Annotated in this window: 23 protein-coding genes and 1 other RNA gene; 8 read left to right on the plus strand and 16 right to left on the minus strand. The window is 66.1% G+C overall.

Translation table 11 applies throughout. From position 1 onward, the window contains the following. Window positions 1–130: 130 nt before the first annotated feature. From JQX08_RS01940 to dnaX, 7 genes are all read right to left on the minus strand, one after another. On the minus strand, window positions 131–1,279 hold the full coding sequence (locus JQX08_RS01940) for an acyl-CoA dehydrogenase family protein (protein WP_204914324.1): 1,149 nt from the start codon (window positions 1,277–1,279) through the stop codon (window positions 131–133). Between the two features lie 143 nt (window positions 1,280–1,422). Next, window positions 1,423–3,927: a TonB-dependent siderophore receptor gene (locus tag JQX08_RS01945; protein ID WP_204914325.1), complete on the minus strand. Its 2,505-nt coding sequence runs from the start codon at window positions 3,925–3,927 to the stop codon at window positions 1,423–1,425. Window positions 3,928–4,068: 141 nt separating this feature from the next. Then, window positions 4,069–5,025 (minus strand): FecR domain-containing protein, encoded by a 957-nt coding sequence (locus JQX08_RS01950; protein ID WP_204914326.1) that lies wholly within the window; start codon window positions 5,023–5,025, stop codon window positions 4,069–4,071. Beyond that, window positions 5,022–5,534: a sigma-70 family RNA polymerase sigma factor gene (locus JQX08_RS01955; protein ID WP_204914328.1), complete on the minus strand. Its 513-nt coding sequence runs from the start codon at window positions 5,532–5,534 to the stop codon at window positions 5,022–5,024. The genes JQX08_RS01950 and JQX08_RS01955 overlap by 4 nt, the downstream gene beginning before the upstream one ends. 74 nt (window positions 5,535–5,608) lie before the next feature. Further along, entirely contained in the window at window positions 5,609–6,208 is a 600-nt protein-coding gene (recR, locus tag JQX08_RS01960; RefSeq protein WP_204914329.1) for a recombination mediator RecR, read from the minus strand. Between the two features lie 234 nt (window positions 6,209–6,442). Then, entirely contained in the window at window positions 6,443–6,769 is a 327-nt protein-coding gene (locus JQX08_RS01965; protein WP_204914330.1) for a YbaB/EbfC family nucleoid-associated protein, read from the minus strand. Between the two features lie 15 nt (window positions 6,770–6,784). After that, entirely contained in the window at window positions 6,785–8,893 is a 2,109-nt protein-coding gene (gene dnaX, locus JQX08_RS01970) for a DNA polymerase III subunit gamma/tau (protein ID WP_204914331.1), read from the minus strand. 152 nt (window positions 8,894–9,045) lie between these two features. Here dnaX and JQX08_RS01975 point away from each other — a divergent pair, with 152 nt between their 5' ends. Continuing rightward, window positions 9,046–10,143: a 2OG-Fe(II) oxygenase gene (locus JQX08_RS01975; protein WP_204914332.1), complete on the plus strand. Its 1,098-nt coding sequence runs from the start codon at window positions 9,046–9,048 to the stop codon at window positions 10,141–10,143. A gap of 120 nt (window positions 10,144–10,263) precedes the next feature. On the opposite strand, the gene ffs is transcribed toward JQX08_RS01975, so the two are convergent. Then, window positions 10,264–10,360: signal recognition particle sRNA small type (ffs, locus tag JQX08_RS01980), an RNA gene on the minus strand. A gap of 158 nt (window positions 10,361–10,518) precedes the next feature. Further along, a complete protein-coding gene (locus JQX08_RS01985; RefSeq protein ID WP_204914333.1) occupies window positions 10,519–11,112 on the minus strand; it encodes a tRNA-uridine aminocarboxypropyltransferase in 594 nt (197 codons plus the stop codon). 60 nt (window positions 11,113–11,172) lie between these two features. On the opposite strand from JQX08_RS01985, the gene JQX08_RS01990 reads away from it, so the two are divergent. Then, complete coding sequence (locus JQX08_RS01990) at window positions 11,173–11,577, plus strand: SRPBCC family protein (RefSeq protein ID WP_204914334.1); 405 nt, start codon at window positions 11,173–11,175, stop codon at window positions 11,575–11,577. 30 nt (window positions 11,578–11,607) lie between these two features. Beyond that, the gene (locus JQX08_RS01995) at window positions 11,608–12,276 is read left to right on the plus strand and encodes a glutathione S-transferase (protein WP_204914336.1); all 669 of its coding nucleotides are present in this window, start codon (window positions 11,608–11,610) and stop codon (window positions 12,274–12,276) included. Here JQX08_RS01995 and JQX08_RS02000 read toward each other — a convergent pair whose 3' ends face one another. The 4 genes from JQX08_RS02000 to ptrR form a co-directional block, all read right to left on the minus strand. Next, window positions 12,277–12,573: a protealysin inhibitor emfourin gene (locus JQX08_RS02000; RefSeq protein ID WP_204914338.1), complete on the minus strand. Its 297-nt coding sequence runs from the start codon at window positions 12,571–12,573 to the stop codon at window positions 12,277–12,279. A gap of 17 nt (window positions 12,574–12,590) precedes the next feature. After that, the gene (locus tag JQX08_RS02005; RefSeq protein ID WP_204914340.1) at window positions 12,591–13,658 is read right to left on the minus strand and encodes a M4 family metallopeptidase; all 1,068 of its coding nucleotides are present in this window, start codon (window positions 13,656–13,658) and stop codon (window positions 12,591–12,593) included. 476 nt (window positions 13,659–14,134) lie between these two features. After that, window positions 14,135–14,269 carry a PA1414 family protein gene (locus JQX08_RS22325; RefSeq protein ID WP_283246495.1) on the minus strand — a complete coding sequence of 45 codons (135 nt, stop codon included), beginning with the start codon at window positions 14,267–14,269 and terminating at the stop codon, window positions 14,135–14,137. Between the two features lie 122 nt (window positions 14,270–14,391). Next, complete coding sequence (gene ptrR / locus JQX08_RS02010; RefSeq protein ID WP_204914341.1) at window positions 14,392–15,294, minus strand: putrescine utilization regulator PtrR; 903 nt, start codon at window positions 15,292–15,294, stop codon at window positions 14,392–14,394. A gap of 104 nt (window positions 15,295–15,398) precedes the next feature. On the opposite strand from ptrR, the gene JQX08_RS02015 reads away from it, so the two are divergent. After that, a complete protein-coding gene (locus tag JQX08_RS02015; RefSeq protein ID WP_204914342.1) occupies window positions 15,399–16,559 on the plus strand; it encodes a YbfB/YjiJ family MFS transporter in 1,161 nt (386 codons plus the stop codon). Window positions 16,560–16,663: 104 nt separating this feature from the next. Here the strand turns inward: JQX08_RS02015 and aceK are convergent, their stop codons facing one another. Then, the gene (gene aceK / locus JQX08_RS02020) at window positions 16,664–18,400 is read right to left on the minus strand and encodes a bifunctional isocitrate dehydrogenase kinase/phosphatase (RefSeq protein ID WP_204914343.1); all 1,737 of its coding nucleotides are present in this window, start codon (window positions 18,398–18,400) and stop codon (window positions 16,664–16,666) included. Between the two features lie 176 nt (window positions 18,401–18,576). Here aceK and JQX08_RS02025 point away from each other — a divergent pair, with 176 nt between their 5' ends. Next, window positions 18,577–19,482 (plus strand): DMT family transporter, encoded by a 906-nt coding sequence (locus JQX08_RS02025; RefSeq protein WP_204914344.1) that lies wholly within the window; start codon window positions 18,577–18,579, stop codon window positions 19,480–19,482. A 139-nt stretch (window positions 19,483–19,621) separates the two neighbouring features. Here JQX08_RS02025 and JQX08_RS02030 read toward each other — a convergent pair whose 3' ends face one another. Then, the gene (locus JQX08_RS02030; RefSeq protein WP_204914345.1) at window positions 19,622–21,292 is read right to left on the minus strand and encodes an MFS transporter; all 1,671 of its coding nucleotides are present in this window, start codon (window positions 21,290–21,292) and stop codon (window positions 19,622–19,624) included. A gap of 150 nt (window positions 21,293–21,442) precedes the next feature. Next, window positions 21,443–22,417 carry a cysteine synthase A gene (gene cysK / locus JQX08_RS02035; protein WP_204914346.1) on the minus strand — a complete coding sequence of 325 codons (975 nt, stop codon included), beginning with the start codon at window positions 22,415–22,417 and terminating at the stop codon, window positions 21,443–21,445. A gap of 127 nt (window positions 22,418–22,544) precedes the next feature. On the opposite strand from cysK, the gene JQX08_RS02040 reads away from it, so the two are divergent. From JQX08_RS02040 to JQX08_RS02050, 3 genes are all read left to right on the plus strand, one after another. Beyond that, on the plus strand, window positions 22,545–23,621 hold the full coding sequence (locus JQX08_RS02040) for a DUF748 domain-containing protein (RefSeq protein ID WP_204914347.1): 1,077 nt from the start codon (window positions 22,545–22,547) through the stop codon (window positions 23,619–23,621). Between the two features lie 129 nt (window positions 23,622–23,750). Further along, window positions 23,751–24,596 carry an AAA family ATPase gene (locus JQX08_RS02045; protein WP_204914349.1) on the plus strand — a complete coding sequence of 282 codons (846 nt, stop codon included), beginning with the start codon at window positions 23,751–23,753 and terminating at the stop codon, window positions 24,594–24,596. 135 nt (window positions 24,597–24,731) lie between these two features. Then, the gene (locus tag JQX08_RS02050; protein WP_204914351.1) at window positions 24,732–25,910 is read left to right on the plus strand and encodes a vWA domain-containing protein; all 1,179 of its coding nucleotides are present in this window, start codon (window positions 24,732–24,734) and stop codon (window positions 25,908–25,910) included. Window positions 25,911–25,948 lie beyond the last annotated feature (38 nt).

Genomic DNA, 25,948 nt, shown 5'->3' on the forward strand with positions numbered 1-25,948 from the left:
GCGGCGTGTCTACCCAGGCCCTTTCCTATCGATTAGAGGCGATTGGCCGGCGCCAAGTCAGCGCCATAACTGCCGTTCACGCGGAGCCTTTGGCCAATTTCCCGATTGAGGCGACGACAAGGCGCAGCCGCTACAGGCCCATCTGCTTGGCGATGATCTCGTTCATCACCTCGCGCGTACCGCCGCCGATCGAGAGGATGCGGTTGTCGCGGTACAGCCGTTCGACCAGGCTTTCGCGCATGTAGCCCATGCCGCCGAGCAGTTGCACGGCGTCGTAGACGACGCGGTCGGCGATATCGGTGGCGAAGTTCTTGGCCATGGAGATTTCCTTGATCACGCTCTTGCCGGCGGCCATCTTCGCCGCCTGGCGGTAGGTGAACTCGCGCGACACCTCAAGCTGAGTGGCCATTTCGGCGAGGCGGTGCTTGAGCACCTGGAACTTGCCGATCGGCTTGCCGAACGCCTCGCGCTCACGCGCCCACTTGAGGCTCTCCTCAAGCGCCAGCTGGGCGGTCATGTTGGCCATGATCGCCAGGGCCAGCCGCTCGCTCTGGAAGTTGGCCATGATGCAGGCGAAGCCGGCGTTCTCCACGCCGATCAGGTTGTCCACCGGCACCTTGCAGTCGTCGAAGAACAGCTCGGCGGTGTCCGACGCCCACCAGCCCATCTTCTTCAGCCTGCGGCCGACGGTGAAACCCGGCGTGCCCTTCTCGATCAGGAGCAGACTGACCCCGCCAAAGCCCTCGCCGCCGGTGCGCACCGCCACGCTGTAGTAGTCGGCGCGCACGCCGCTGGTGATGAAGGTCTTGCTGCCGGTGACCCGGTAAAAATCGCCGTCGCGCACCGCGCGGGTCTTCAGGTTGGCCACGTCGGAGCCGCCGGAGGGCTCGGTGACGGCCAGGGCCATGATCTTCTCGCCGCTCAGCACCTCGGGAACGATGCGCTCACGCAGCGCCGGCTTGGCCCACTTGACCACCGGCGGCAGGCCGATATCCAGCGAACCGAGACCGGCCACCAGACCGCCGGAGCCGCTGCGCATCAGCTCCTCGCTGGCCGCCACCTTGGCGAACAGATCGCCTTCGTGGCTGCCGCCGTACTGCTCCGGATAGCCGATACCGAGGATGCCAGCGGCGCCGGCCTTGAGGTACAGCTCGCGGGGAAACTCTTCGGCCTCCTCCCAGTCGGCGACGTGCGGCAGGATTTCCCGCTCGACGAAACGTCGCACGGAATCGCGTACCAGTTGATGGGACTCGTCGAAGTATTCCTGGAAGGCGGACATCGGGCTGCTCCGGTTGGGTTTCCATCACCCTAACCGAGCGCTTGCTTGGTTTTCAAGACAAGGCTGCGGTCATATCCGGCAAAGCGCGGCCCGCAGACAGCACAAAGCCGCCGCCCTGACGGACCGACGGCTTGGCGAGTGACTTAGAACTGCTGGGTGACAGTGGCGACGACGCTGCGCTCCTCGCCGTAATAGCAGTAGTTGAGGTTGCCGCACGAGGCGACGTACTTCTCGTTGAGCAGGTTGTTGGCGTTGAGGCGCAACGAAGTGCCCTTCAGCCCCACGTAGGCGAGGTCATAGCTGAGCGAGGCGTCGTACAGGGTGTAGGACGGCACGTGCACGGTGTTCTCGGCGTCCGCCCAGCTCTTGCCGACGTAGCGCACGCCGGCACCCGCGCCCAGGCCGGCCAGTACGCCGTCGTGGAAGCGGTAGTCGGCCCACAGGCTGGCCATGTGTTCCGGGGTCTGCGACGGGGTGTTGCCCTTCACGTCGCTCTGCACGCCGCCCAGGTCGGTGCTGAAGTAGCTCTTGCTGTACTCGACGTCGGTGTAGGTGTAGCTGCCCAGCAGGCTGAGGCTGTCGGTGAGCTGCATGCGCCCTTCCAGCTCGAGGCCCTTGGATTCCACCTCGCCAGCATTGCGGTAGAAGTCTTCGTTGGCCAGTTTGGTGGCGACGTTCTGCTGGCGGATGTCGAACAGCGACACGGTGTACAGGTCGTCGGTGCCCTCCGGCTGGTACTTCACGCCAAGCTCCCACTGCTTGCCCTCGGACGGCTCGATCAGGCTGCCGGCGGCGTCGCTGTAGGTCGACGGGTTGAACGACTCGGAGTAGCTGATGTACGGCGCGATGCCGTTGTCGAAGCGGTACAGCACGCCCGCGCGGCCGGTCACCTTGTTGTCGGTCAGCGAGTTCTCGGTGCCCGCCGGGCGTACCACGTCGCCGGTGGTGAAGCTGTACTCGTCGACACGGTTCTCTTCGGAGACATCGAACCAGTCGTTGCGCAGGCCCAGCGAGATGTTCCAATTGCCCGACTCGATCAGGTCCTGCACGTACAGGCCGGTCTGCTCCTTGCGGCGCAGGTAGCTGTACAGGTCGAACGGAGCGAAGAAGCTCACCTGGTCATTGCCGTACACCGGGTTGAACGGATCGAGGTTGCTGGCCGAACCGTTGGTCCAGTCCACCACGGTCTTCATGCGCTGGTAGTCGAGGCCCATGACCAGGGTGTGCGCCGCCGCGCCGGTGAAGAATTCCGCCTGCAGCATGTTGTCGACGATCCACGAGTGCAGCGCTTCCTCGGCGCCGGTGTACTGGCGATATAGCTCGTTGGGACTCGGCGTGTAGATGTCGTAGCCGTAGGCGTAGATCTGGTCCACGGTCATCGTGGAGTCCAGGTAGCGGAAGTTCTGTCGCGCGCTCCACACCTCGTTGAAGCGATGTTCCAGCTCGTAGCCGAACATCTGCTGGTCGCGCGAGGCGGTGTCCAGGCCCGGTTCGCCCTCGAAGAAGTGCTCGGAGATACGCTGGCCGTTGGTGTGCGGATAGAGCGTGCCGGAGGCCGGCAGGCCGCCGTGGTAGCCGCCCTGCGGATCGCTCTGCAGGTAGGCGTAGAGGTTCAGCGAGGTGTCTTCGCTGAAGTTGAGCGCCACGCTGGGCATCAGCGTGTAGCGGGTTTCCTCGGTGTAATCGAACTGGGTATCGGTGTCCTTGGCCAGGCCGACCACGCGGTAGGCGATCTGCTCGCTGAGCGGACCGGTCAGGTCGAAACCGACGCTCTTGTAGTCATGGCTGCCAACGCCCAGCTGCACTTCGCGGTGCTCCTGGAACTCCGGGCGCTTGGTGGTGATGGCGGCGAGACCACCGGGGTTGCTGCGCCCGTAGAGCACCGACGAGGGGCCCTTGAGGATGTCGATGCGCTCGATGAAGTAGGGATCGACCTGCAGGCTGCTGTAGGTGCCGGCGTCGCCCATCGACTTCAGGCCGTCGACGATGATGTTGTCGACCGAGCCGTCATTGAAGCCGCGCATCGCCACGTAGTCGTAGCGATGGGTGGCGCCGTACGGGTTGGTCAGCACACCAGGGGCGTAGCGCATCGCTTCGGACACGGTGCGCGAACCCTGGTCGTCCATCTGCTGGCGGGTCACCACCGACACCGCTTGCGAGGTCTGCAGCAGCGGCATGCTGGTCTTGGTCGCCACGCTGCTGTGGGTGGCGTTGTAGCCCTGCATGCTGCCCAACGCGTTGCCCAGGGCGAAGCCCTTCACCGCGGTGGCCGGGAGCGCCAGGGCGTCGCCGTCCGCCTGGGCGATCAGCGAGTAGCCGCCAGCGCTGTCGCGCACCACCTGCAGGCCGCTGCCCTGGAGCAGCCGGGCCAGGCCTGCCTCGGCTGAGTACTGGCCCTGCAGGCCGGGGCTGTGCTTGCCGGCGGTGAGTTGCCCGTCGACTGCCAGGAGAATCTGCGCCTCGCTGGCGAAGCGGCTGAGCACGCTGGACAGCGGCCCGGCCGGGATCGCGTAGCTGCGCAGACTCTGCTGGCTGTCCGGAGCCTCGGCAGCACTCAGCAGCGCCGGTTGCAAGGCAGCCAGCGGCAGGACAAACAGCGCGGCGCGAATTGCCTGGCGCAAGGTCGGGTGCGGGTGACGGGTGGGCATTGAAGCGTCCTCGATCTCGATGGAAGGGGCGAAAGGCAAAGTCATCTGTGCCTTGAGCCAATCGAGAAGGGAAAAAGGGAACCGCTGCAGTGAAGTATTTTTCGGCGTGACTAATGAGCGGCTGTTGAGCTGTGGCGGCCGCTAGGCCTGGCGGGGTTCGACGGTGATCCACCAGGGCAGACGCTGCACCACCCTGACCGGCAGACTGGCCTCGAGCGCGGTGAAGATGCGCGCCCGGTCGGCCAGCGGGAAGGCGCCGACCAGACGCAGCTCCGCCACCCGCGGGTCGCAGCCCAGGTGGCCGTGCTGATAGCGCGCCAGCTCGTCGATGAAATCGGTCAGGCGCATGTCGTCGGCCTGCAGCACGCCATGGGTCCAGGCCTGCGCGCCGAGGCGCAGTGGCGTCGGCCGATCAAGATGATCGGCGCTGAACGACAGCTGCTCACCGGCTTCGACGCGTTGACGCCAGCCCAGACGGGTGGCGAACACCTCCAGGGCACCCTCGTAGGCCAGCACCAGGGTGGCGCCGTCACGTTCGCGGACGCCGAAGCGTGCGCCTGCGACCTGCACGCGACCGCTGGCGGTCTCGACACTGAACGGCCGCGCTTCACCCGCCGTCTCAACCAGCAGCTCGCCGCGGTACAGAGCCAAGCGCCGTTCCGCCGAACTGAAGGCGACATCCACGGCGCTGTCGGTGTTCAGCCACAGGCGACTGCCGTCGCTGAGCAGCCCTTCACGCACTTCGCCTACCGCGGTGCGCTGATCCGCCTGCCAGGCCTGCCACGGCCGCGCGCGGGCGGCGTGGAGCAACGCCCCGCCGCCGCACAGCAGCGAGAGCATCTTCACCGCCTGGCGACGGTTCACTCCGCGCGCCTGCAGCGCCGAACGCGCGGCCTGGCGCTGCGGCAGCCGTTCGAACTGGCCACTGATGTGCTCGACCCGCTGCCACGCCAGGCGATGTTGCGGCTGCGCCTCCAGCCAGCGCTGCCAGGCCAGCCGATCATGCTCCGCCACCGTTTCGGCGCGCAGCACGGCGAACCATTCGGCGGCCTGCTGCAGCACTGCGAAATCGATCGAGCCGGCGCCGGCGACGTTCATTCCGCCACCAGTGTCAGGCAGTGCAGCATGGCTTGCGCCATGTACTTCTTGACCATGCGTTCGGAAACGCCGAGCTTGTCGGCGATCACCGCGTAGGTCAGGCCGTCGAGCTGAGCCATGAGGAACGCGTCGCGCACCTTGCTCGGCAGGCGCCGCAACATGGCGTCGATCTCCAGCAGCGTGGCCATGATCAGCTCGCGCTCTTCCGGTGACGGCGCGTAGTGGGTGGCCTGCTGGGCCAGCGATTCCAGGTAGGCGCGTTCGATCGCCAGGCGCCGCCAGTGATTGACCAGCAACGAGTGGGCGATGGTGGAGAGGTAGGCGCGCGGATCGCGGACCGGCGAGAGGTCGCGCTCCTTGCTCAGTACGCGGAGGAAGGTGTCCTGCGCCAGGTCGGCAGCGCTCTGCGTGCAGCCCATGCGCCGCCACAACCAGCCATGCAGCCAGCCGTGGTGATCGAGGTAGAGCTGCTGAAGCGCGTGCTGCTGAGGAGCGGCAGTGACTGCCATGGGAAACATCCGCTATCTGGCGACAATAAGTCGCAAATAGTAATGCTTCTCAAATATGGATTGCCAGCGAAACGTCAGAGATTGATCGGTCGCCGGCCGTTCAGGGCATGGGCCAGCGTGCCGCCATCCACCAGCTCCAGCTCGCCGCCTAGCGGCATGCCGTGGGCGATGCGCGAAGCGATCACGCCCTTGCTGGCGAGCATCTGGGCAATGTAGTGGGCGGTGGCCTCACCCTCGACCGTCGGGTTGGTGGCTAGGATCACTTCGGTGAAGGCCGACTCGTCGATGCGCTTGAGCAGCTCGGGAATGCCGATCGCCTCCGGCCCCAGGCCATCCAGCGGCGACAGATGCCCCTTGAGCACGAAGTAGCGGCCGCGATAGCCGGTCTGCTCCACAGCATGCACATCCATCGGCCCTTCGACGACACACAGCAGGCTGTCGTCGCGACGCGGGTCGAGGCACAGGCCGCAGACATCCTCTTCGCTCAGCGTGCGGCAACGCTGGCAATGACCCACCCCCTCCATCGCCAGCGCCAGCGCCTGCGACAGACGCATGCCGCCACTGCGATCGCGCTCGAGCAGCTGCAGCGCCATGCGCTGGGCAGTCTTCTGCCCGACGCCAGGCAGTACACGCAGCGAGTCGATCAGTTGGCGGATCAGGGGGCTGAAGCTCATGGGTGGCACTCAAGCAGGCTGGGGACGGGGAACCGCTCATATCGAGGGCGGCGTAGGTGAACGATGGGTATCGCTTTGCTCGACCCATCCAAGCCACTGCAGCGCGTTAGGGCTGTTCAACCGCTGTGCAGAGCAAGGCGCAAGGCGGCACGGGCACCGGAGTTTACTGGTGTAAATGAGGATGCCCGGGCCGCCTCGCAACGCTGCTATGTGCAGCGGATGGACAGCACCAACTCAGAACGGCAGTTTGAAGCCCGGGGGCAGTTGCATGCCTGCAGTCATGCCGGACATCTTGTCCTGGCTATTCGCCTCGATCTTGCGCACCGCGTCGTTCACCGCAGCGGCAATCAGGTCTTCGAGGATTTCCTTGTCTTCCTGCATCAGGCTGTCGTCGAGGCTGATGCGCTTGACGTCGTGACGACCGTTCATCACCACGCTGACCAGGCCGGCGCCGGACTGGCCGGTGACTTCGGCGTTCGCCAGCTCTTCCTGCATCTTCTGCATCTTTTCCTGCATCTGCTGCGCCTGCTTCATCAGGCCGGCCATGCCACCTTTCATCATGATTGCGTTCCTCGGTTAACTAGGAATATCGACGGGTTCAATGCTGTCGTCGCGGATCACCGCGGCGAACTGCTGAATCATCTGTTGCACCAGCGGATCGTTGTGGATCGACGCCTCGGCACTGCGCTGGCGGTCGGCACGCTTGCGTGCGGCGGCCTGCGCCGGGGTTTCCTGCTCGGGCTTGCGCAGCTCGATCTCGAGCTTGAGCGAACGACCATGGTACTGGCTCAGCGCGTCGTTCAAACGCCGCTGCTGGGTGGCGTTGAACAGCGCCCCCTGAGCCGGATCGAGGTGCAGGAACCAGGTATCGCCGTCCACCGCGACCAGCGTGCAGTTGGCGCCGATGCTGCCGGTCAGGCCGCTGATGCCCAGTCGCGGGAACAGGTCGAGCCATTCCGCGGCGAGACCGGTGGCCGGTTGCACGGCCGGCAGTACTTCCGGCTCGGCGGCGACCGGCGTGTCGGCGCTGGAGAAATCGTAGTCGTAGGATTCGGCGTCGGCTTCGTAGTAGTCGTACTCGCCCGCTGGCGGCTCGTCATCGTCGCTCTCTTCAGTCGCGGCGACCGCTGCAGCTGGCACCGCAGCAGGCACAACTGCCGGCTCTGCACTGGCGACCTCGGCCTGCGGCGCGGGCTCAGGCGCTGCCACCGGCGCTACGGATTCGGCGACGGCGGCCGGCTCAGCAACCACGCTCAGCTCGGGCACTACTGCTGGCTGAGGAGCGGTGTCGACCACCGCTTTCGGCGCTTCCCAGGGCAGATCGATCGGCGGCTCGGCGGCGACCGGCGCAGCGCTGACGGCGTTGATGCTCGCTGGCGGCGGCACCGGCGCAACGGGTGCGGCAACGACTGGCGCGGCCACCACAGCCGGCGCCACCGGCGCAGCAGCAACCGGTGCAGGAGCAGGAGCAGCAACGGGAACAGCAGCAACGCTAGCCGGCGCTGCCACGGCAGCGCCAGCCACTGGGTTATTTGAGGAATCAGCCGTGGCCTTGCTGATTCCCAGATCCTTTAAAGGTGATCTCGGTGCGCTCTCGGCGTCACCGGGGCGGAACGCCAGCATGCGCAGCAGCACCATCTCGAAGCCGCTACGTGGGTCCGGTGCCAGCGGCAGGTCGCGCCGGCCGATCAGGCCCATCTGGTAATAGAACTGCACATCCTCGGCCGGCAGCGCCTGGGCCAGCGCCAGCACCTTGTCGCGGTCACCCTGGCCGTTGTCCACCGCTTCCGGCAGCGCCTGGGCCACCGCCACGCGGTGCAGCACATTGAGCATCTCGGCCAGCAGGCCATTCCAGTCCGGCCCCTGTTCGGCCAGCTGGCGGATCGCCTCGAGCATGGCCCGCGCGTCGCCTTCAATCAGCGCATGCAGCGCGCCATACACCTGGCCGTGATCCAGCGTACCGAGCATGGCGCGCACGTCGGCGGCCAGCACGCGGCCTTCACCGAAGGCAATCGCCTGGTCGGTCAGGCTCATGGCGTCGCGCATCGAGCCATCGGCGGCACGCCCGAGCAGCCACAGGGCATCTTCCTCGAACGGCACGCTTTCGGCGTTGAGCACGTGGGTCAGGTGCTCGACGACGCGCTCCGGCGGCATGTTCTTCAGCGAGAACTGCAGGCAGCGCGACAGGATGGTGACCGGCAGCTTCTGCGGATCGGTGGTCGCCAGCAGGAACTTGACGTGCGGTGGCGGCTCTTCGAGGGTCTTCAGCAGCGCGTTGAACGAGTGCGTGGAAAGCATGTGCACTTCGTCGATCAGGTAGACCTTGTAGCGCCCGCGGGTCGGTGCGTACTGCACGTTGTCGAGCAGTTCGCGGGTGTCCTCGACCTTGGTGCGGCTGGCGGCGTCGACCTCGATCAGGTCGACGAAGCGCCCCTCGTCGATCTCCCGGCACACCGAACACTGGCCGCACGGCGTCGAGCTGATGCCCGTTTCGCAGTTCAGGCACTTGGCAATGATCCGCGCGATGGTGGTCTTGCCCACCCCGCGGGTGCCGGTAAACAGATAGGCGTGGTGCAGGCGCTGGCTATCCAGGGCGTTGATCAGGGCCTTGAGCACATGCGCCTGGCCGACCATCTCGCGGAAGGTGCGCGGGCGCCATTTACGTGCAAGGACCTGATAACTCATGGAAAAACCATCGCGGGTAGGATGCGGAAGTCGGCTCATCCTAGCGGAGCAAGGGGCAAAATGCACCCGCCGTGCGCAACCGCAGGCGGCACGCGGTCGCCGCATCGACTAGGTTTGCCAGTACCCCCATGGCACCGCGGATGGATCGACTGATGACTGCCAAAGCCCTCGCCGCTGGCGACGCCGCTCCCTGGTTCCACTGCCGCAGTCGAGTCAATCCGCGCTACACCTTCGATACGGCCGCCGGCCGTTACATCGTGCTGCACTTTTTCGGCACGGCGGCGCGACCGCAGGCGGCCGAGTTGCTCCACGACTTCCAGCGCATTCGCCCGCTGTTCGATGACCAACACGCCAGCTTCTTCGGCGTCTCGATGGACCCGGCGGACGAACAGTTGCAGCGCGTCAACGACGCCGTGCCGGGCATCCGCTACTTCTGGGACTTCGACGGTGTGGTCAGCCGCCTGTATGGCGCGCTGGCAGAGGACCACGCCTACCAGCCGCTGACCTACATCCTCGACCCGCGCCTGCGCATTCTCGCCATCCTGCCGATCAATACGGTTGCGGGGCATGTCGACATGGTCCGCGACATCCTGCGCCGCCTGCCGCGTAGCGCCCCACCCGCCCCGGCGCTCGCCCAGGCGCCGGTGCTGGTGGTACCGCGCATCCTTGAGGCCGAGCTGTGCCAGCAATTGATCGAGGTCTATGAACAGCACGGCGGCGAGGAGTCCGGCTTCATGCAGGAGCGCAACGGCCTGACCGTCACGGTGCACGGCCACCGCCACAAGCGTCGCCGCGACCACCACCTGCAAGACCTCGCACTACGCGACGCGGTGCTGGTGCGCTTGCGCCGCCGGCTGGTGCCGGAGGTGCTGAAAGCCTTCCAGTTCTCCGCGACCTACATCGAGCGCATGCTGGTGGCCTGCTACGACAGCGCCGAAGGCGGCCATTTCCGCGCGCACCGCGACAACACCACCAAAGGCACGGCACACCGACGCTTCGCCGTCTCGCTGTTCCTCAATACGGGCGGCTATGAAGGCGGCCTGCTGCGTTTCCCAGAGTTCGGCAACAGCCTGTACAGCGCACCAACCGGTGGCGCCGTGGTGTTTTCCTGCTCGCTGCTGCATGAAGCAACACCGGTGACCCAGGGCAAACGCTACATGTTCCTGCCGTTTCTCTACGACGACGACGCCAAGCGCGTGCGCGACGCAAACCAGCAGTATCTGGAAGACAACGGGAAGGCGCTCCCATAAGCCGCGCAGCGCGCGTTGGGCAACAACAGTAAAGGGCGGTAGACGCGCAGATCACTCGGTGCACCGCTGGACGCGGGCAGAGTGCATCAGAAGAAATTGCTAGGGCAGAAATGGAGGTGGCCCCATCAGCCACACCCCGGCACACAATGTCACCGCTGCGGCTGCTCCCTTCCGGGCCTGACCGGGTTCACGGCTGATCGTTGCGGGGGGACCGATGGAGCCACCATAACGCTGCCCGCCTGGCGGCGAGCCGCGCCATTGTACCGGCTTATCGACAACTTACAACCGCACCGGCCGATTAAAAACAAGCACTTGCAGCGGACGCAGGCGCACAGCCGACGCCCGCTTTGCCCAAGTCTCGCGACCGATGATCGCCTACAAATGATTGCGCCGAAAGGTGTCCTCGCCCATCGCCGCGATCTGCCCCTCGATCAGCGCCTCGAACGGCGCCAGCAGCGGCGCGAAATCGCGCGGCGCCTCGACGATCTCCAGCGCCACGACGATCGCCTCCAGCGTCGACAGCGCGCCCTCGGCCGGCGCCTTGCGCAGCCGATAGCGCGAACTCAGGCCGTCCGGCAGGCTGACCCGCGGCAGCGCGTCGAGCAGCGGATTGCAGTGCAGCAGCTTGCGCGCCTTGCGCCAGGTGCCGTCCGGTACCACCAGCAGCAACGGCTCGTCCACCTGCGCCGCGTGCGCGGCGAGCGGCTGCGCCTGCTCACCGGGAAACAGCAGGCAGGCCCGGTAGCCCGGTTGTGCGAGGCGCGTGGCCAGGTCGTCGAAGCGCTCGCCGACCACCAGTTCAGCGTTGCGCAGGCCCAGCGCGGCCAGACGTGCGGTGTTCAGCGCGTGGCGGGTTTCGCTGGGGTGCTGGAGGATCAGCAGGCGAGTGCGGCTGTCCAGGCTGGGGATCAGCGCGCACAGGCAATGCTCGAGCGGACGGGTACAACGGGGACAAGACGGGCGTGACATGGCAATCTCCTGCGCAGCAGTGTGCCACAAGCCCTCCCCCTCGACCCCGGTGAGAACGCCATGCAGCCGCCACTCGACTCCCAGACGCTCAGCGTGCACATCCGCCGCGACCCGCACAGCGTGTATGCCTTCACCGCCCAGCCGGAGAATTTCCCGCGGTGGGCCACCGGGCTCGGCAAGGGCCTGGAACAGGTCGACGGCGAATGGTTCGCCGACACCGCGCAGGGCCGCGTGCGCCTGCGCTTCAGCCCTGCCAATGCGTTCGGGGTGCTCGATCACTACGTCTACCCGGCGCCCGGCATCGAGATCTACGTGCCGCTGCGGGTGATCGCCAATGGCGACGGCTGCGACGTGGTCTTTACTTTGTTCCGCCAGCCGGACATGGACGACGCCAGCTTCGCCGCCGATGCCGACTGGGTGCGGCGCGATCTGGAAGCGCTGAAACAGCTACTGGAAAGCCGCTGACCGCCCCAAGACCACCGCCCAGGAGTCGCGATGATCACTGTCCACCACCTCAACAACTCCCGCTCGCAGCGCGTGCTCTGGCTGCTGGAAGAACTCGAGCTGCCCTACCAGATCCAGTTTTACCAGCGCGACCCGAAGACCATGCTGGCGCCGCCGGAGTTGCGCGCCGTGCATCCGCTGGGCAAGTCACCGGTGATCAGCGACGGGGAACTGGTGCTGGCCGAGTCGGGGGCGATCATCGAGTACCTGATCGAACGCTACGGCAACGGCCGCCTGCAGCCGGCCGACGCCGGCGAGCGTCTGCTGTATCGCTACTGGCTGCACTATGCCGAGGGTTCGGCGATGCCGCCGCTGCTGCTCAAGCTGGTGTTCGACCGCATTGAGCAGGGCCCGCTACCGTTCTTCATCCGGCCGATCGCCAAGGCCATCGCCGGCAAGGCGAAGAGCAGCTTCATCCAGCCGCAGATCAATCAGCACCTCGCCTACCTGGAAGGCGCGCTGGCCAGCACCGGCTGGTTTGCCGGCGCCGCGTTCAGCGCCGCCGATATCCAGATGAGTTTTCCGCTGGAGGCCGCGCAGGCGCGTGGCGGGCTGGACAGCCGCTACCCGCGCCTCTGCGAGTTCCTAGAACGCATCCATGCGCGCCCGGCCTACCAGCGCGCCCTGGCCCAGGGCGGGCCGTTCGACCTGCTGCACTGATCAGTCGAGGCCCTGCGGTCGCGCGCGCTGCTTGAGGTAGCCAACCAGCAGGCGCGCCGAGGACGGCACGCTGCGCTCATCGAAAGACACCGACAGCTGGCGCTCGCCCTCGATGGTGATTTCGTACTGGTTGAGATCGCGGGCGGCGGCGGAAAAGCTCTGCCCGGCGACCAGCCCGCTCTCGCGCACCAGGCGCTCGAGTTCCTGGGCGTCGTCCTGGCCGAGGTCGGCGGTGTCCAGCACGCAGCCCTTCACCGCCCCCACGAAGCCACCGGATTGCACGAAACGCACCTTCATCGTCTGTCCTCGTCGGGTTAGACCGCCACGCCGACCTGCTGCCAGGCCGCCTTCACCGCCTTGCGCACGTCTGCCTTGTAGTGACGCTGCGCGGCCACCTGCAGGCTGACCCGCGCACAATCCTCGAAGCGACTGGTCGAGGTCAGCTGCAACAGCGTCTCGTACCAGATGCGCCCCGTCACCTCCCAGGCGTTGCCGCCAATGGCCTGGGCAGCGAGCACGAAGGCGCGATTGGGGATGCCCGAGTTGAGGTGCACCCCGCCGTTGTCGCGCGGCCCGCTGTAGAACTGCTCCATGTGCGCCGGCTGCGGATCGCTGCCGAGCTCCGGGTCGTCGCGATAGGCCGTGCCTGGCGCGGCCATACTGCGGATCGCCCGCCGCGTGGGGGCCGGCACCAGCACCTCCTTGCCGATCAGCCAATCGCTGTGCTCGACGCTTTCACCGGCGCTCCACTGCCGTACCAGAATGCCGAAGACATCGGCGAAATGCTCGTTCAGCGCGCCGGACTGCCCGGAATAGACCAGGTTGCTGGTGAACGACTGGATGCCGTGGCTGAGCTCGTGAGCGATCACGTCGAGAGCGCCGGTGAAGCGCCGGAACACGCTGCGGTCGCCGTCGCCATAGGCCATCTGCTCGCCGTTCCAGTAGGCGTTGTTCATCGGCGTGAACTCGCCGCAGTAATCCACCTCGGCGACATGCACGGTGGACACCAGGCTCATGCCGTTGTCGTCCAGCGAGTTGCGCTGGAACAGCTGCTGGAAGAAGTCATAGGTGATGCCGCTGCCGTCGTAGGCCTCGTTGACCGCCGCATCCGCGCCCGCCGCCTGCCCTTCGCTGCGCACCAGGCTGCCCGGCAGGCGGTCGCCGCCCTGCGCGTCGTAGATCAGGCGGTGGCGTGTGCGGGTCGGCGAGCGGTTGACCAGCAGGCGGGGCATGGCCTGCGCGGTGGTGCGGACGGTGAGAAAGGCGCGACTGGCCGCCAGATTGGCAATCGCCCGACAGCGCACCGCGGGGTCGGCGGATTGCGCCAGGTGTTCGATGATGTACGGCGGGATGAAGCACTGCAGCGGATCGCGGGTGCACATGGGCAGGCTCCTGGCAGCGGCTGAGCGGTCGGCGAGCGACCTGCTCAATGTCCTTGAAGGTATATGCCACTGCGGCGCAAAAGCCCAAGCACGGGGCCGGCGAGCCGCCGACCGGCGCCCGCAATAAAATGGGCCGGTGCATCATCCCCCCTCCCCAGGTTGAATGAGCCCGGCCCGGTCCCGCCCTTACTGCAACTCGCTAACGATCTTGACGTGTCCTGTGTGGCGCATCGCGGCACGCGGCGCGCCTTCCCCAAAGCAATATCACATTGCCATTGCAAATGAGCAAACACTGTCATGGCGTGCACGGGTTGTCCGCCGCGCGCCGGCAAACTTGAGCGGCGCGGCCCGCAAACCGACCGACGGTGACAGGGGGGGAAAGGCAGGCACGACAACGCCGACGCGAACCGGCGGTTCGCATCGGCGTGGGGTAAGGTTCAGCGCGGCGCCCGAAGAGCGCCTAGTGGGTGGGGCGATCAGCGCCGGCGGCGTTGTTCAGCCAGGCGACGCTGTTCGTCGCTGTGCACCCGCACCGGTTGCAACTGCGGTGCCTCGATAAGGCCCAACGCCACAGCCAGTTGAAACATCCATGCATTCAATCGACGTTTCATGTTGCCCCCTCCTGAATAGGTGGTCGGGTGGCCCTTGCTTCTCGGGCCACCCTAGACAGGAGCTTAGCCGCTCCCGATGGATTCAGACTATGCTGGCGACGGACTGTCGCACTTGACCTGAGTCAAGTCGCGGCCAGTTCGCCGGCCGACGCCTCGCTGCGCGGCTGAACGGCAGCGCTCTGCAGATCGATCCAGGCGCGCAGGTTGGCGCCGAACCGGCCCTTGCGCCACATCAGCCAGGTGGTGGTGCTGTTGAACGGCGGCGCCAGGGTGTACGCCGCGACGCTCTCGCGGCCCGGCAGACTGTCCAGCATCGAGCGCGACATCAGCGCCACCCCGCCGCCGGCGACCACGCAGGCGAGCATGCTGTGATAGGACTCGATCTCCATCACCGGCCCTGTCGCCACCCGCGACGCGGCGAACCAGGCCTCCAGCCGGCGCCGATAGGAGCAGCGCTGGCGGAAGGTGAAGACCGCCTCGCCGGCCACGTCCTGCGCCGAGTGCACCGGAGCGTGGCCGATCGGGGTAATCAGCTGCAGTTCCTCCTCGAACAACGGCAGGCCATCCAATTCGCTGTGCTGCAGCGGGCCGTCGACCAGCGCGGCGTCCAAGCGCCCGGCGAGCAGGCCGTCCATCAGCTCGCCGCTGATCTGCGTCTGCACCTGCAGGTTCACCGCCGGGTAGGTCTGGTGATAACGCACCAGCATCGCCGGCAGGTGGATCGCCGCGGTGCTGTACATCGAGCCGAGCACGAAGTCGCCGACCGGCTCATCGCCCTTCACCGCCGCCTCGGCTTCGGCCTGCAGGGCGAAGATGCGCTCGGCGTAGCCAAGCAGCGTCTTGCCGGCCGCCGACAGTTGCAGGCGCTGGCGCTCGCGCAGGAACAGATCGACACCGAGCGCCTCCTCAAGCTGGCGCAGACGGGTCGACAGGTTCGACGGCACGCGGTTCAGGCGCGTGGCCGCGCGGGCGATGGAGCCCTCTTCGGCGACCGCCTGGAAGATGCGCAACTGACTGAGTTCCACGGCAACCATTCTCCAATGAAGAACAACTTCTTCTTTATTATTCGTTTTTTAAGATGAATGCAAAGCCCTACCCTGGCCTTCCGACGAATGCCCGGAGCGCCGCCATGTCGCTGTTCATCACCCTCTTCGCCAGTGTCCTCAGCCTGTTCGTGGCGATGGGCATTGGCCGCTTCACCCTCACCCCGCAGCTGCCGCACCTGATCGCCGAAGGCCAGGTCGACCTGACCGGCGCCGGCCTGCTGGCTGCCGCCAACTACCTCGGCTACCTGGTCGGCGCGCTGGACGCGCTGAATGCCAAGACCCCGGCGCAGATTCGCCAGCGTCTGCTCGGCGGGCTGTGGACCTGCGTGCTGCTGACCCTCGCCTCGACCTGGGCCCACGGCCTGTGGCCGCACGCCGTGCTGCGCTTCGCCAGCGGCGTAGCCAGCGCCTGGGTGCTGGTGCTGGTCACCGGCCTGGCGCAACAGGCCGCGGTGGCCGCCGGCAAGCCGCGCTGGGGCGGGATGATCTTCGTCGGCCCGAGTCTCGGCGTGCTGATCACCGGGCTGATGGCGCTGGTCATGAATCGTCTGCAGCAGGACTCCGCGCACCTCTGGCTGCTCTACGGTGGCGCCGCGCTGCTGCTGACCCTGATCGCCCATCCGCTGCTGCCGCGGCCGCAGCAGGCCGTCAGCGCCGCGGCGCAGTCACCGACACGGCGCCCGGCGGCGCTCTACCCGCTACTCGGCGCCTACACCCTGGTCGGCCTCGGCTACATCATTCCCGCGACCTTCCTCTCGCAGATGGCCGCCGCGCGGTTTCACGGGCAATGGCAGGCCGACCTGTTCTGGCCGTGCTTCGGCCTGGCGGCCACAGTGGGGGTGGTGCTGACCTGCCTGCGTCGGCAGACGCCGGGCGGCACGGTGCGCTGGCTGGTGGTGGTGCTGTGGCTGCAGGCGCTCGGCATGCTCGCCTGCCTGCTGCCGGGGATGGCCGGGCTGGCGCTCGGCGTGTTGCTCACCGGTGGGCCGTTCCTCGCCGGCATGCAGCTGGTGATGCAGCGCGCCCGCGAGCTGGACCCGCATGGCCATACGCGCAATGTCGGGCTGCTCACCGCCGGCTTCGCCCTCGGTCAGCTGAGCGGCCCGCTGCTCGCCGCGCTCAGCAGCCACTTCGCCGCCAGCCTGCAACCGGCCTTGTGGGCAGCGGCGCTGGCGATGCTGCTGGCTGGCCTGCTGATGATCAAACCGGCCCCGGCGCAGCTGCCGGCAGCGGTCTGCAATTAACGGACTGCCCCGCACCACCAAGCTGCCCCAGGTCTGTAGGAGCGAATTCATTCGCGATTTGACCGCTGCCGGCCATCGCGAATGAATTCGCTCCTACAAGTGCATCAGGTCAGCGCAGCTTCGGGTTCGGTCTTGCGCCGATAGGGGAACACGTCGATCACCTTGCCGGCGCGGATCGCGTCCTGCAGGCTCTTCCAGTAATCGGCCTCGTAGAGGTCGCCGTGCAGCTTGCTGAACAGCCGGCGCTGCCCCAGGTCGACGAACAGGAACGGCGGGAATTCCTCGGGGAACACGTCGTTCGGCGCGATCGAGTACCAGGGCTCGGAGGCCAACTCGTCCTCCGGGTAGCGCGGCGCCGGAATGCGCCGGAAGTTCACCTCGGTGAGGTAGCTGATCTCGTCGTAGTCGTAGAACACCACGCGACCGTGGCGGGTAACGCCAAAGTTCTTCAGCAGCATGTCGCCGGGGAAGATGTTCGCCGCGGCCAGCTGCTTGATCGCCAGGCCGTAGTCTTCCAGCGCCTCGCGCACCTGCGCCTCGTTGGCGTGTTCCAGGTAGATGTTCAGCGGGGTCATGCGCCGCTCGGTCCAGCAGTGGCGGATCAGCACGGTATCGCCGTTCTCGATTTCCACCGTGGACGGCGCCACTTCGAGCAGCTCGGCCAGGCATTCAGGGTCGAACTTGGCCTTGGGGAAGCGGAAGTCGGCGAACTCCTGGGTATCGGCCATGCGCCCGACCCGGTCGACGCTCTTCACCAGGCGGTACTTCTCGATCACCGTGGCGCGGTCGACGTTCTTCGACGGCGAGAAGCGGTCCTTGATGATCTTGAACACCGTGTTGAAGCCCGGCAGGGTGAACACGCTCATGACCATGCCGCGCACCCCGGGGGCCATGATGAATTTGTCGTCGGTGTTGGCCAGGTGGTTGATCAGCGCGCGGTAGAACTCCGACTTGCCGTGCTTGTAGAAGCCGATCGAGGTGTACAGCTCGGCGATGTGCTTGCCCGGCAGGATGCGCTTAAGGAAGCCGATGAACTCGGCCGGCACCGGCACGTCGACCATGAAGTACGAACGGGTGAAGGAGAAGATGATCGACACCTCCGCCTCGTCGGTGATCAATGCGTCGGCCTGGATGCCGTGGCCCTCGCGGTGCAGCAGCGGAATCACCAGCGGCCACTGCTCGTCACGGGTGTAGATGCGCCCGACCAGGTAGGCACCCTTGTTGCGGTAGAGCACCGAGGAAAACAACTCGATGCACAGCTCCGGGTCCTTGCACACCCAGTCCGGCAGGTTGTTGCGCAGCTGCGACTCGAGGCGCTGCACGTCGCGCGCCAGGTCCTCGTACGCCACGTTGAAGCCGTAGTCGGCGAAGATCTGCTCGAGCATGCCGCCCAGGTTGACGCGCGGCAGGTAGCTGCGGGTCTGCGCGGCGCGCTCGTGGCTGCGCAGCGACGGGCGGGTGGTGTGGATGAACATGCAGCCGTCGCTGATCAGGTCATGGCTGAACAGGCCGCAGAAGATCGAGTTGTACCAAGTCTCCGACAGTTCATCGTCGAGACGCAGGTCGATCAGGTTGATGTAGGCGCTTTTGACCAGCGGCCACTGATGGACATCCAGCAGCACCTCGGCATCGATGGCCTGGCGCAGGCGCTCGCCGACTTCGGACACCTTCTCCTCGTAGAGGTTGATCCGCGCCGCCGCGGCGAGCTGGGTCTCGGCCCATTGCGCCTGTTCGAAGCGCTCGCGGGCGCCGTCGGTGATCTGGCGGAAGTGTTCGCGGTAGTCGTCGAAACCGGCGAGGATCAAGCGGGCGATATCGGCGGCCGGCCAGGATTGAGGCATGGGAAGGTCTCTAGGAGGCACATCGGGACTGCGAGCTTAGCCAGTGGCCGCGCCGAGGAAAAGCGCCGCGTGCGCGCCCGCCCCGCCGCCGCTCTATCCCGGCAATTACAGCGCAAGAAACGGGTGGCGAAGCGCAGGCCAGCGGTTAAGCTGACGGGCCTGCCGAGGACCGCCGCATGAAACCCGCCGACCTGATCCGCCTGCTCAGCCTTGCCGCCATCTGGGGCGCCAGTTTCCTGTTCATGCGCCTGCTGGTGCCGCAGCTCGGCGCCATGCCGACCGCCTTCCTGCGCGTCGCGCTGTCGGTGGTCGGCCTGCTCGCGCTGCTCGCCGTGCTGCGCTGCAGCTGGGACTTCCACGGCAAGTTCGGCCGCACCCTGCTGATCGGCGTGGTCAGTTCGGGCATCCCCACCGCCATGTACAGCCTCGCCGCGCTGGTCCTGCCGGCCGGCTACTCGGCGATCTTCAACGCCACCACGCCGCTGATGGGCGTACTGGTCGGCGCGCTGTTCTACAGCGAGGCGCTGAGTGCGGCGAAGAGCGCCGGTGTGCTGCTCGGCCTGGCCGGCGTGGCGCTGCTGACCCGCACCGGGCCAGTGGCCTTCGATTTGCAGTTGCTGTGGGGCGCCGCCGCCTGCCTGACAGCGACCACCTGCTACGGCTTTTCGAGCTTCATGACCAAGCGCTGGATCAGCGAGCGCGGCGGCCTCGACGCACGTCTGGTGGCCCTCGGTAGCCAGCTCGGCGCCACGCTGTGCCTGCTGCCGGTGTTCGCCTACGGAGCCGCCGAGATGCCGCTCGCCCCGCTGGCGCAGCCGCAGGTGTGGCTGGCCCTGGCTGGGCTGGGATTCCTCTGCACCGCGTTCGCCTACATCATCTACTTCCGCCTGATCGCCGACGTCGGCCCGTTGAAAACCCTGGCGGTGACCTTCCTGATCCCGCCGTTCGGGGTGTTCTGGGGCGTACTGCTGCTCGACGAGTCGCTGTCCTGGGCGCACCTGCAGGGCGGTCTGCTGATCGCCGCGGCGCTGTGGCTGGTGCTTCGCCCGGCGCGCCCGCTACCACAGGCCGAAATCTCGTAGCGAGTGGTACCCGCCTCATGTCGTGATTTGCCACGGCCCTTGTAGGAGCGAATTCATTCGCGATGGGCCGGCCACTGAGCGGCCTGTGGTCGAGAATGAATTCGCTCCTACAAAGTGGCGGCAGAGCCAGCCATGTAGTTCAGGCCGATGGCGCTTCGTAATTTCCCGATTCGTAACTGACGCCGTGGCGCACCCGCGGCGGCGCATCGCCCTGGTGCAGGCAGATGACGTTGTCGAGGATGGTCTTGTCGGCGATGGTCAGCCGGTCGAGCATGCGCAGATGCTGCAGCCAGTTGTCGACCACCAGAATCTCCTGCCACAGCTCCTGATCGCCGACGTCGCGGTACAACGCCCAGCGCTCGGCGCCGTTGCGCAGGCGCAAACGGCGCAACGCCTTCACCGCCTTGACGAACTCGCGGGTGCGCTCGGCCGGAATGCGGTACTCGATGGTCACCAGCACCGCCCCGCGCTCGGGGTTGAACACGAAGGTCGGCTCGCCCGGCCGCGTCGCCGGCGCATGGGCGATGTTGCTGGCGTCGAGCTCCGGCAGCCGCGAGTTGTAGAGCAGAATCGCCGAGGCCAGCATCAGGCAACCGGCGGCGAGCAGCGCGCCCTTCACGCCCATGGTCTCGGCCAGATGGCCCCAGAGGAACGAGCCGACCGCCAGGCCGCCGTACAGCGCGGTCTGGTACAGCGCCAGGGCGCGCGCCTTGACCCAGTCCGGGACGAGGATCTGCACCGCCGAGTTGTACGACGCCAGCGCGGCGATCCAGCAGCTGCCGGATATCAGCAGCGCGGCGAACAGCACCCACAGACTGTCGACGGTGCCGGTGACCATCATCATCAGCGCCAGCGTGGCGCCGGAAAAGCTGATCAGCCGGCTGGTGCCGACCTGCTGGCGCAGCTTGTTGACCAGCGCGCTGCCGATGATCGCGCCGATGCCCAGCGCGCCGAGCATGTAGCCGTACACCGAGGCATTGCCGTCCGGGTTGCGGTGCGCGAGCAGCGGCAGCAGCGCCCAGATTGCGCTGGCCGAGAGGCCGAACGCCGCCGACCGCAGCATCACCAGGCGGGTGACGCTGGAGTACTGGGTAAAGCGCAACGCGGCGATCACCCCTTCGAAAATGTGTTCCGGCGGCAGCTGATGCTCCGGCACCGGCCGTCGCCACTGCCAGATCGCCCAGATCAACCCCAGGTAGCAGAGGGTGTTGAACAGGAACACCCAGGCCGGGCCGATGGCGCTGAGCAGCAGTCCGCCGAGCGCCGGGCCGACCGCGCGGGCGACGTTGTAGTTGACGCTGTTGAGCAGCACCGCGTTGCCGACCAGCGGCGCCGGCACCTGCTCGCCCACCGCCGCCTGCCAGGCGGGGATGGTGATCGAGCTGCCGATGGTGATCCACAGGATCGAGATGATCAGCAGCACGGGATCGAGGTAGCCAAGGAAGGCGATGGCGGTGAGGAAGATCGCCCCGCTCATCTCGAACACCAGACCGACCAGCATGATCTTGCGCCGGTCATGGTTGTCGGCGAGCACCCCGGAAACGATCGACAGCAACACCAGCGGCAAGGCCGAGGCGACCTGAATCATCGCCACCATCAGTGGGCTGGCATGCGCCGCGGTGACCACCCAGGCGGCCGCCACCGACTGCGCCCAGGTGCCGAGGTTGGCGAACAGGTTGGCGATCCAGATGATGCGGAACGCGGCGATGGCGAACGGCGCCAGCACGCCCTTGGCCGTCGGCGGCGCCGACGCCTCGCTGGCGCTGGGTTCGGGGGGCAGGTCGTTGCGGGGGGACACCGACTGGAGCATGACAAGAACCTTGAACAGCCAGGCCGATCCGGGCCTGTGACAGGTCTTGAGTGTAGTCGGCGGGGGTCGGACGTCAGGGCCGGCGCCGTCCCTTACCCTGGCGGCGCGCCTAGGGTGAGGGACAGGCAGTCCCGATCAGCTGGAGCGCAGTTACTGCACCAGCTCCTGCTCGCTGAACAGATCGGTGAACAGCATGCTCGACAGGTAGCGTTCGCCCGAGTCTGGCAGCACCACGACGATGGTCTTGCCCTGCATTTCCGGGCGTTCGGCCAGACGCACCGCCACCGCCATGGCCGCACCACCGGAGATGCCGCAGAGGATGCCTTCCTCGCGCATCAGGCGCAGGGCGATGGCCTTGGCGTCGTCTTCAGTGACCAGTTCGACACGGTCGACCAGGCTCAGGTCGAGGTTCTTCGGCACGAAGCCGGCGCCGATGCCCTGGATCTTGTGCGGGCTCGGCTTGAGTTCCTCGCCGGCCATGGTCTGGCTGATCACCGGCGAGGCCACCGGCTCCACCGCCACCGACAGAATCGGCTTGCCCTGGGTCTGTTTGATATAGCGCGACACCCCGGTGATGGTGCCGCCGGTGCCGACGCCGGCGACCAGCACGTCGACCGCGCCTTCGGTGTCGTTCCAGATTTCCGGGCCGGTGGTCTTCTCGTGGATGCCCGGGTTGGCCGGGTTATCGAACTGCTGCGGCATGTAGTACTGCGCCGGGTCGCTGGCGATGATTTCCTCGGCCTTGGCGATCGCGCCCTTCATGCCCTTGGGCGGCTCGGTTAGCACGATCTCGGCGCCCAGCGCCTTGAGCACCTTGCGCCGCTCCAGGCTCATCGAGGACGGCATCGTCAGCACCAGCCTGTAACCGCGCGCCGCGGCGACGAAGGCCAGGCCGATGCCGGTGTTGCCGGAGGTCGGTTCGACGATGGTCATGCCCGGCTTGAGCACACCGCGCTCCTCGGCATCCCAGATCATGCTGGCGCCGATTCGGCACTTCACCGAATACCCGGGGTTGCGCCCCTCGGTCTTGGCCAGAATGGTCACGCCCTTCGGACCCAGGCGGTTGATGGCAATCAACGGCGTGTTGCCAATGGACTGGGCGTTGTCTGCGTAGATGCGGCTCATGGCGTGGCGTCCTCCCTTGCTCGAATTTAAGAGAGTCAGCCTATGCCTAGGGCCGGTGGTCGTCTAGTCGAGCGAACCATTTGGCCAGTACCGCGTCCATCCTTGTGTAGACGCCTGGAACCGGACCATGAAACGCCGCGTGCGCATCCCGCTCTGGACAGTGATCGGCCTCGTCGCGTTGCTCGTGGCCGCACAGCTCGTGCTGCCCTATGTGGTGCGCGACTACCTCAACGACAAACTCGCCGACATGGGCGACTACCGCGGCCACATCGTCGACGTCGACCTCAACTGGTGGCGCGGCGCGTACCGCATCAACGGCCTGAAGATCGTCAAGCAGCAGGGCAAGGTGCCGGTACCGTTCCTCGACGCGCCGTCCATCGATCTGGCGGTCAGCTGGCATTCGCTGTGGTACGACCACGGCGTGGTGGCGCGGGTGATCTTCACCCGCCCGCAGCTGAATTTCGTCGATGGTGGCAACAAAGCCAATTCGCAGACCGGTGCCGGTACCGACTGGCGCGCGCAGCTCGACAAGCTGCTGCCGTTCACCCTCGACGAAGTGCGGGTCAACGACGGACGTATCGACTTCCACAACTTCGTTTCCAAGCCGCCGGTGCACCTCGAGGCCTCGCAGGTGCAGGCCAGCCTGTACAACCTGACCAACGTCGCCGACGAGAAAGGCGAGCGGGTCGCCCGCTTCGAGGGCAAGGCCCAGTTGCTCGGGCATGCGCCGCTGGAGACCTCGGCGCGCTTCGATCCCTACCAGAACTTCGAAGAATTCACCTTCCGCCTGCGGGCCACCGGCATCGAACTGCGCCAGGTCAACGACTTCGCCAACGCCTACGGCAACTTCGACTTCAACGCCGGCCACGGCGACATCGTCATCGAAGCCAACGCCAAGGACGCGCAGCTGAGCGGCTACGTGAAGCCGCTGCTACGCGACGTTGACGTGTTCGACTGGCGTCAGGACGTCGAACAGGAGCACAAGGGCTTCTTCCGTTCGATCTGGGAGGCGCTGGTCGGCGGCGGCGAGACCGCGCTGAAGAACCAGCAGAAGAACCAGTTCGCCAGCCGTGTGGAGCTCAGCGGCAGCGTGCACCGCAGCGACGTCAGCGCCTTCCAGGCATTCCTGTCGATCCTGCGCAACGCCTTCATCCAGGCGTTCAGCTCACGCTTCGAGGGCGCAACGCCGGAACAGGGTAAATAAGCCATTCAATGACTGAATACCGCCCCTGCGTTCACAGTCGCCCAGCTGGCGCGGTATAGTCGGCCCCTACCCAATTACTGAACCGCCCGGTTTGCCCCAGCGCGCGTTACCGTTCCGAGGATTCTCCCGATGAAGTTCGAAGGCACTCAATCTTACGTCGCCACCGACGATCTCAAGCTCGCCGTCAACGCCTCCATCACCCTGCAGCGTCCGCTGCTGGTCAAGGGCGAACCCGGCACCGGCAAAACCATGCTGGCCGAGCAGCTGGCCGAGGCCTTCGGCGCCCGCCTGATCACCTGGCACATCAAGTCGACCACCAAGGCCCACCAGGGTCTGTACGAGTACGACGCGGTCAGCCGTCTGCGCGATTCCCAGCTGGATTCCGACAAGGTCCACGACGTTCGCAACTACATCAAGAAAGGCAAGCTGTGGGAGGCGTTCGAGTCGGAAGACCGTGTGATCCTGCTGATCGACGAGATCGACAAGGCCGACATCGAGTTCCCCAACGACCTGTTGCAGGAACTCGACAAGATGGAGTTCTACGTTTACGAGACCAACGAGACGATCAAGGCCAAGCAGCGCCCGATCATCATCATCACCTCGAACAACGAGAAGGAACTGCCGGACGCCTTCCTGCGCCGCTGCTTCTTCCACTACATCGCCTTCCCGGATCGCGAGACGCTGAAGAAGATCGTCGACGTGCACTACCCGAAAATCAGCGGTTCGCTGGTCGCCGAGGCGCTCGACGTGTTCTTCGACGTGCGCAAGGTGCCAGGCCTGAAGAAGAAGCCGTCCACCAGCGAACTGGTCGACTGGCTGAAGCTGCTGATGGCCGACGACATCGGCGAAGCCGTGCTGCGTGAGCGCGATCCGACCAAGGCCATCCCGCCACTGGCCGGTGCCCTCGTGAAGAACGAGCAGGACGTGCAGTTGCTCGAGCGCCTGGCGTTCATGAGCCGTCGCGCCAGCCGCTGATGCTTCATCTCCCCTCTCCCTGCGGGAGAGGGGCCGGGGGTGAGGGACCTGGCCTGCGCATGGCGCATCGCCCCTCACCCTAGCCCTCTCCCCCATCGGAGAGGGGACGTCCGCAACAACTTTGAGGGTGCAGCCATGCTGCTCAACCTATTCAACGAAATGCGCGCAGCCAAGGTGCCGGTCTCGGTGCGTGAGCTGCTCGACCTGATCAACGCGCTGAAGCACAACGTCGTGTTCGCCGACATGGACGAGTTCTACTACCTGGCGCGCACCGTGATGGTCAAAGACGAGCGGCATTTCGACAAGTTCGACCGCGCGTTCGCCGCCTACTTCAAAGGCCTGGACAAGCTCGACGACTTCCTCGAGGCGATGATTCCCGAGGAATGGCTGCGCAAGGAATTCGAGAAGCACCTGACCGACGAAGAGAAGGCGCAGATCAAGACCCTCGGCGGTCTCGACAAGCTGATCGAGGAGTTCAAGAAGCGCCTCGAAGAGCAGAAGGAAAAGCACGCCGGCGGCAACAAGTGGATCGGTACCGGCGGCACCAGTCCGTTCGGCTCCGGCGGCTTCAACCCGGAAGGCATCCGCGTCGGCGACGCCGGCCAGCGCCAGGGCAAGGCGGTCAAGGTCTGGGACCAGCGCGAGTACAAGAACCTCGACGACCAGGTGGAACTGGGCACGCGCAACATCAAGATCGCCCTGCGCCGCCTGCGCAAGTTCGCCCGTGAAGGCGCGGCGGAAGAACTCGACCTCGACGGCACCATCGACCACACCGCGAAAGACGGCGGCCTGCTCAACATCCAGATGCGCCCGGAACGGCGCAACACGGTGAAGCTGCTCCTGCTGCTCGACATCGGCGGTTCGATGGACGCCCACGTGAAGGTCTGCGAAGAGCTGTTCTCGGCGTGCAAGACCGAGTTCAAGCACCTTGAGTACTTCTACTTCCACAACTTTATTTACGAATCGGTGTGGAAGAACAACCTGCGCCGCAGCAGCGAACGCACCTCGACCCAGGACCTGCTGCACAAGTACGGCCCGGACTACAAAGTGGTGTTCGTCGGCGACGCGGCCATGGCGCCCTACGAGATCACCCAGGCCGGCGGCAGCGTCGAGCACTGGAACGAGGAAGCCGGCTACGTGTGGATGCAGCGCTTCATGGACAAGTACAAGAAGCTCATCTGGATCAACCCGTATCCGAAGGACACCTGGAACTACACCTCCTCCACCGGCATCGTCCGCGACCTGCTCAACGATCAGATGTACCCGCTGACCCTGCGCGGGCTGGAAGACGGGATGAAATTCCTGACCAAGTGACTAACGGGCCGCAAGGCCCGTTTTCATGTCAGCCAGAT

The sequence above is a fragment of the Zestomonas insulae genome, assembly GCF_016901015.1.
In the GTDB taxonomy this organism is placed as follows: domain Bacteria; phylum Pseudomonadota; class Gammaproteobacteria; order Pseudomonadales; family Pseudomonadaceae; genus Aquipseudomonas; species Aquipseudomonas insulae.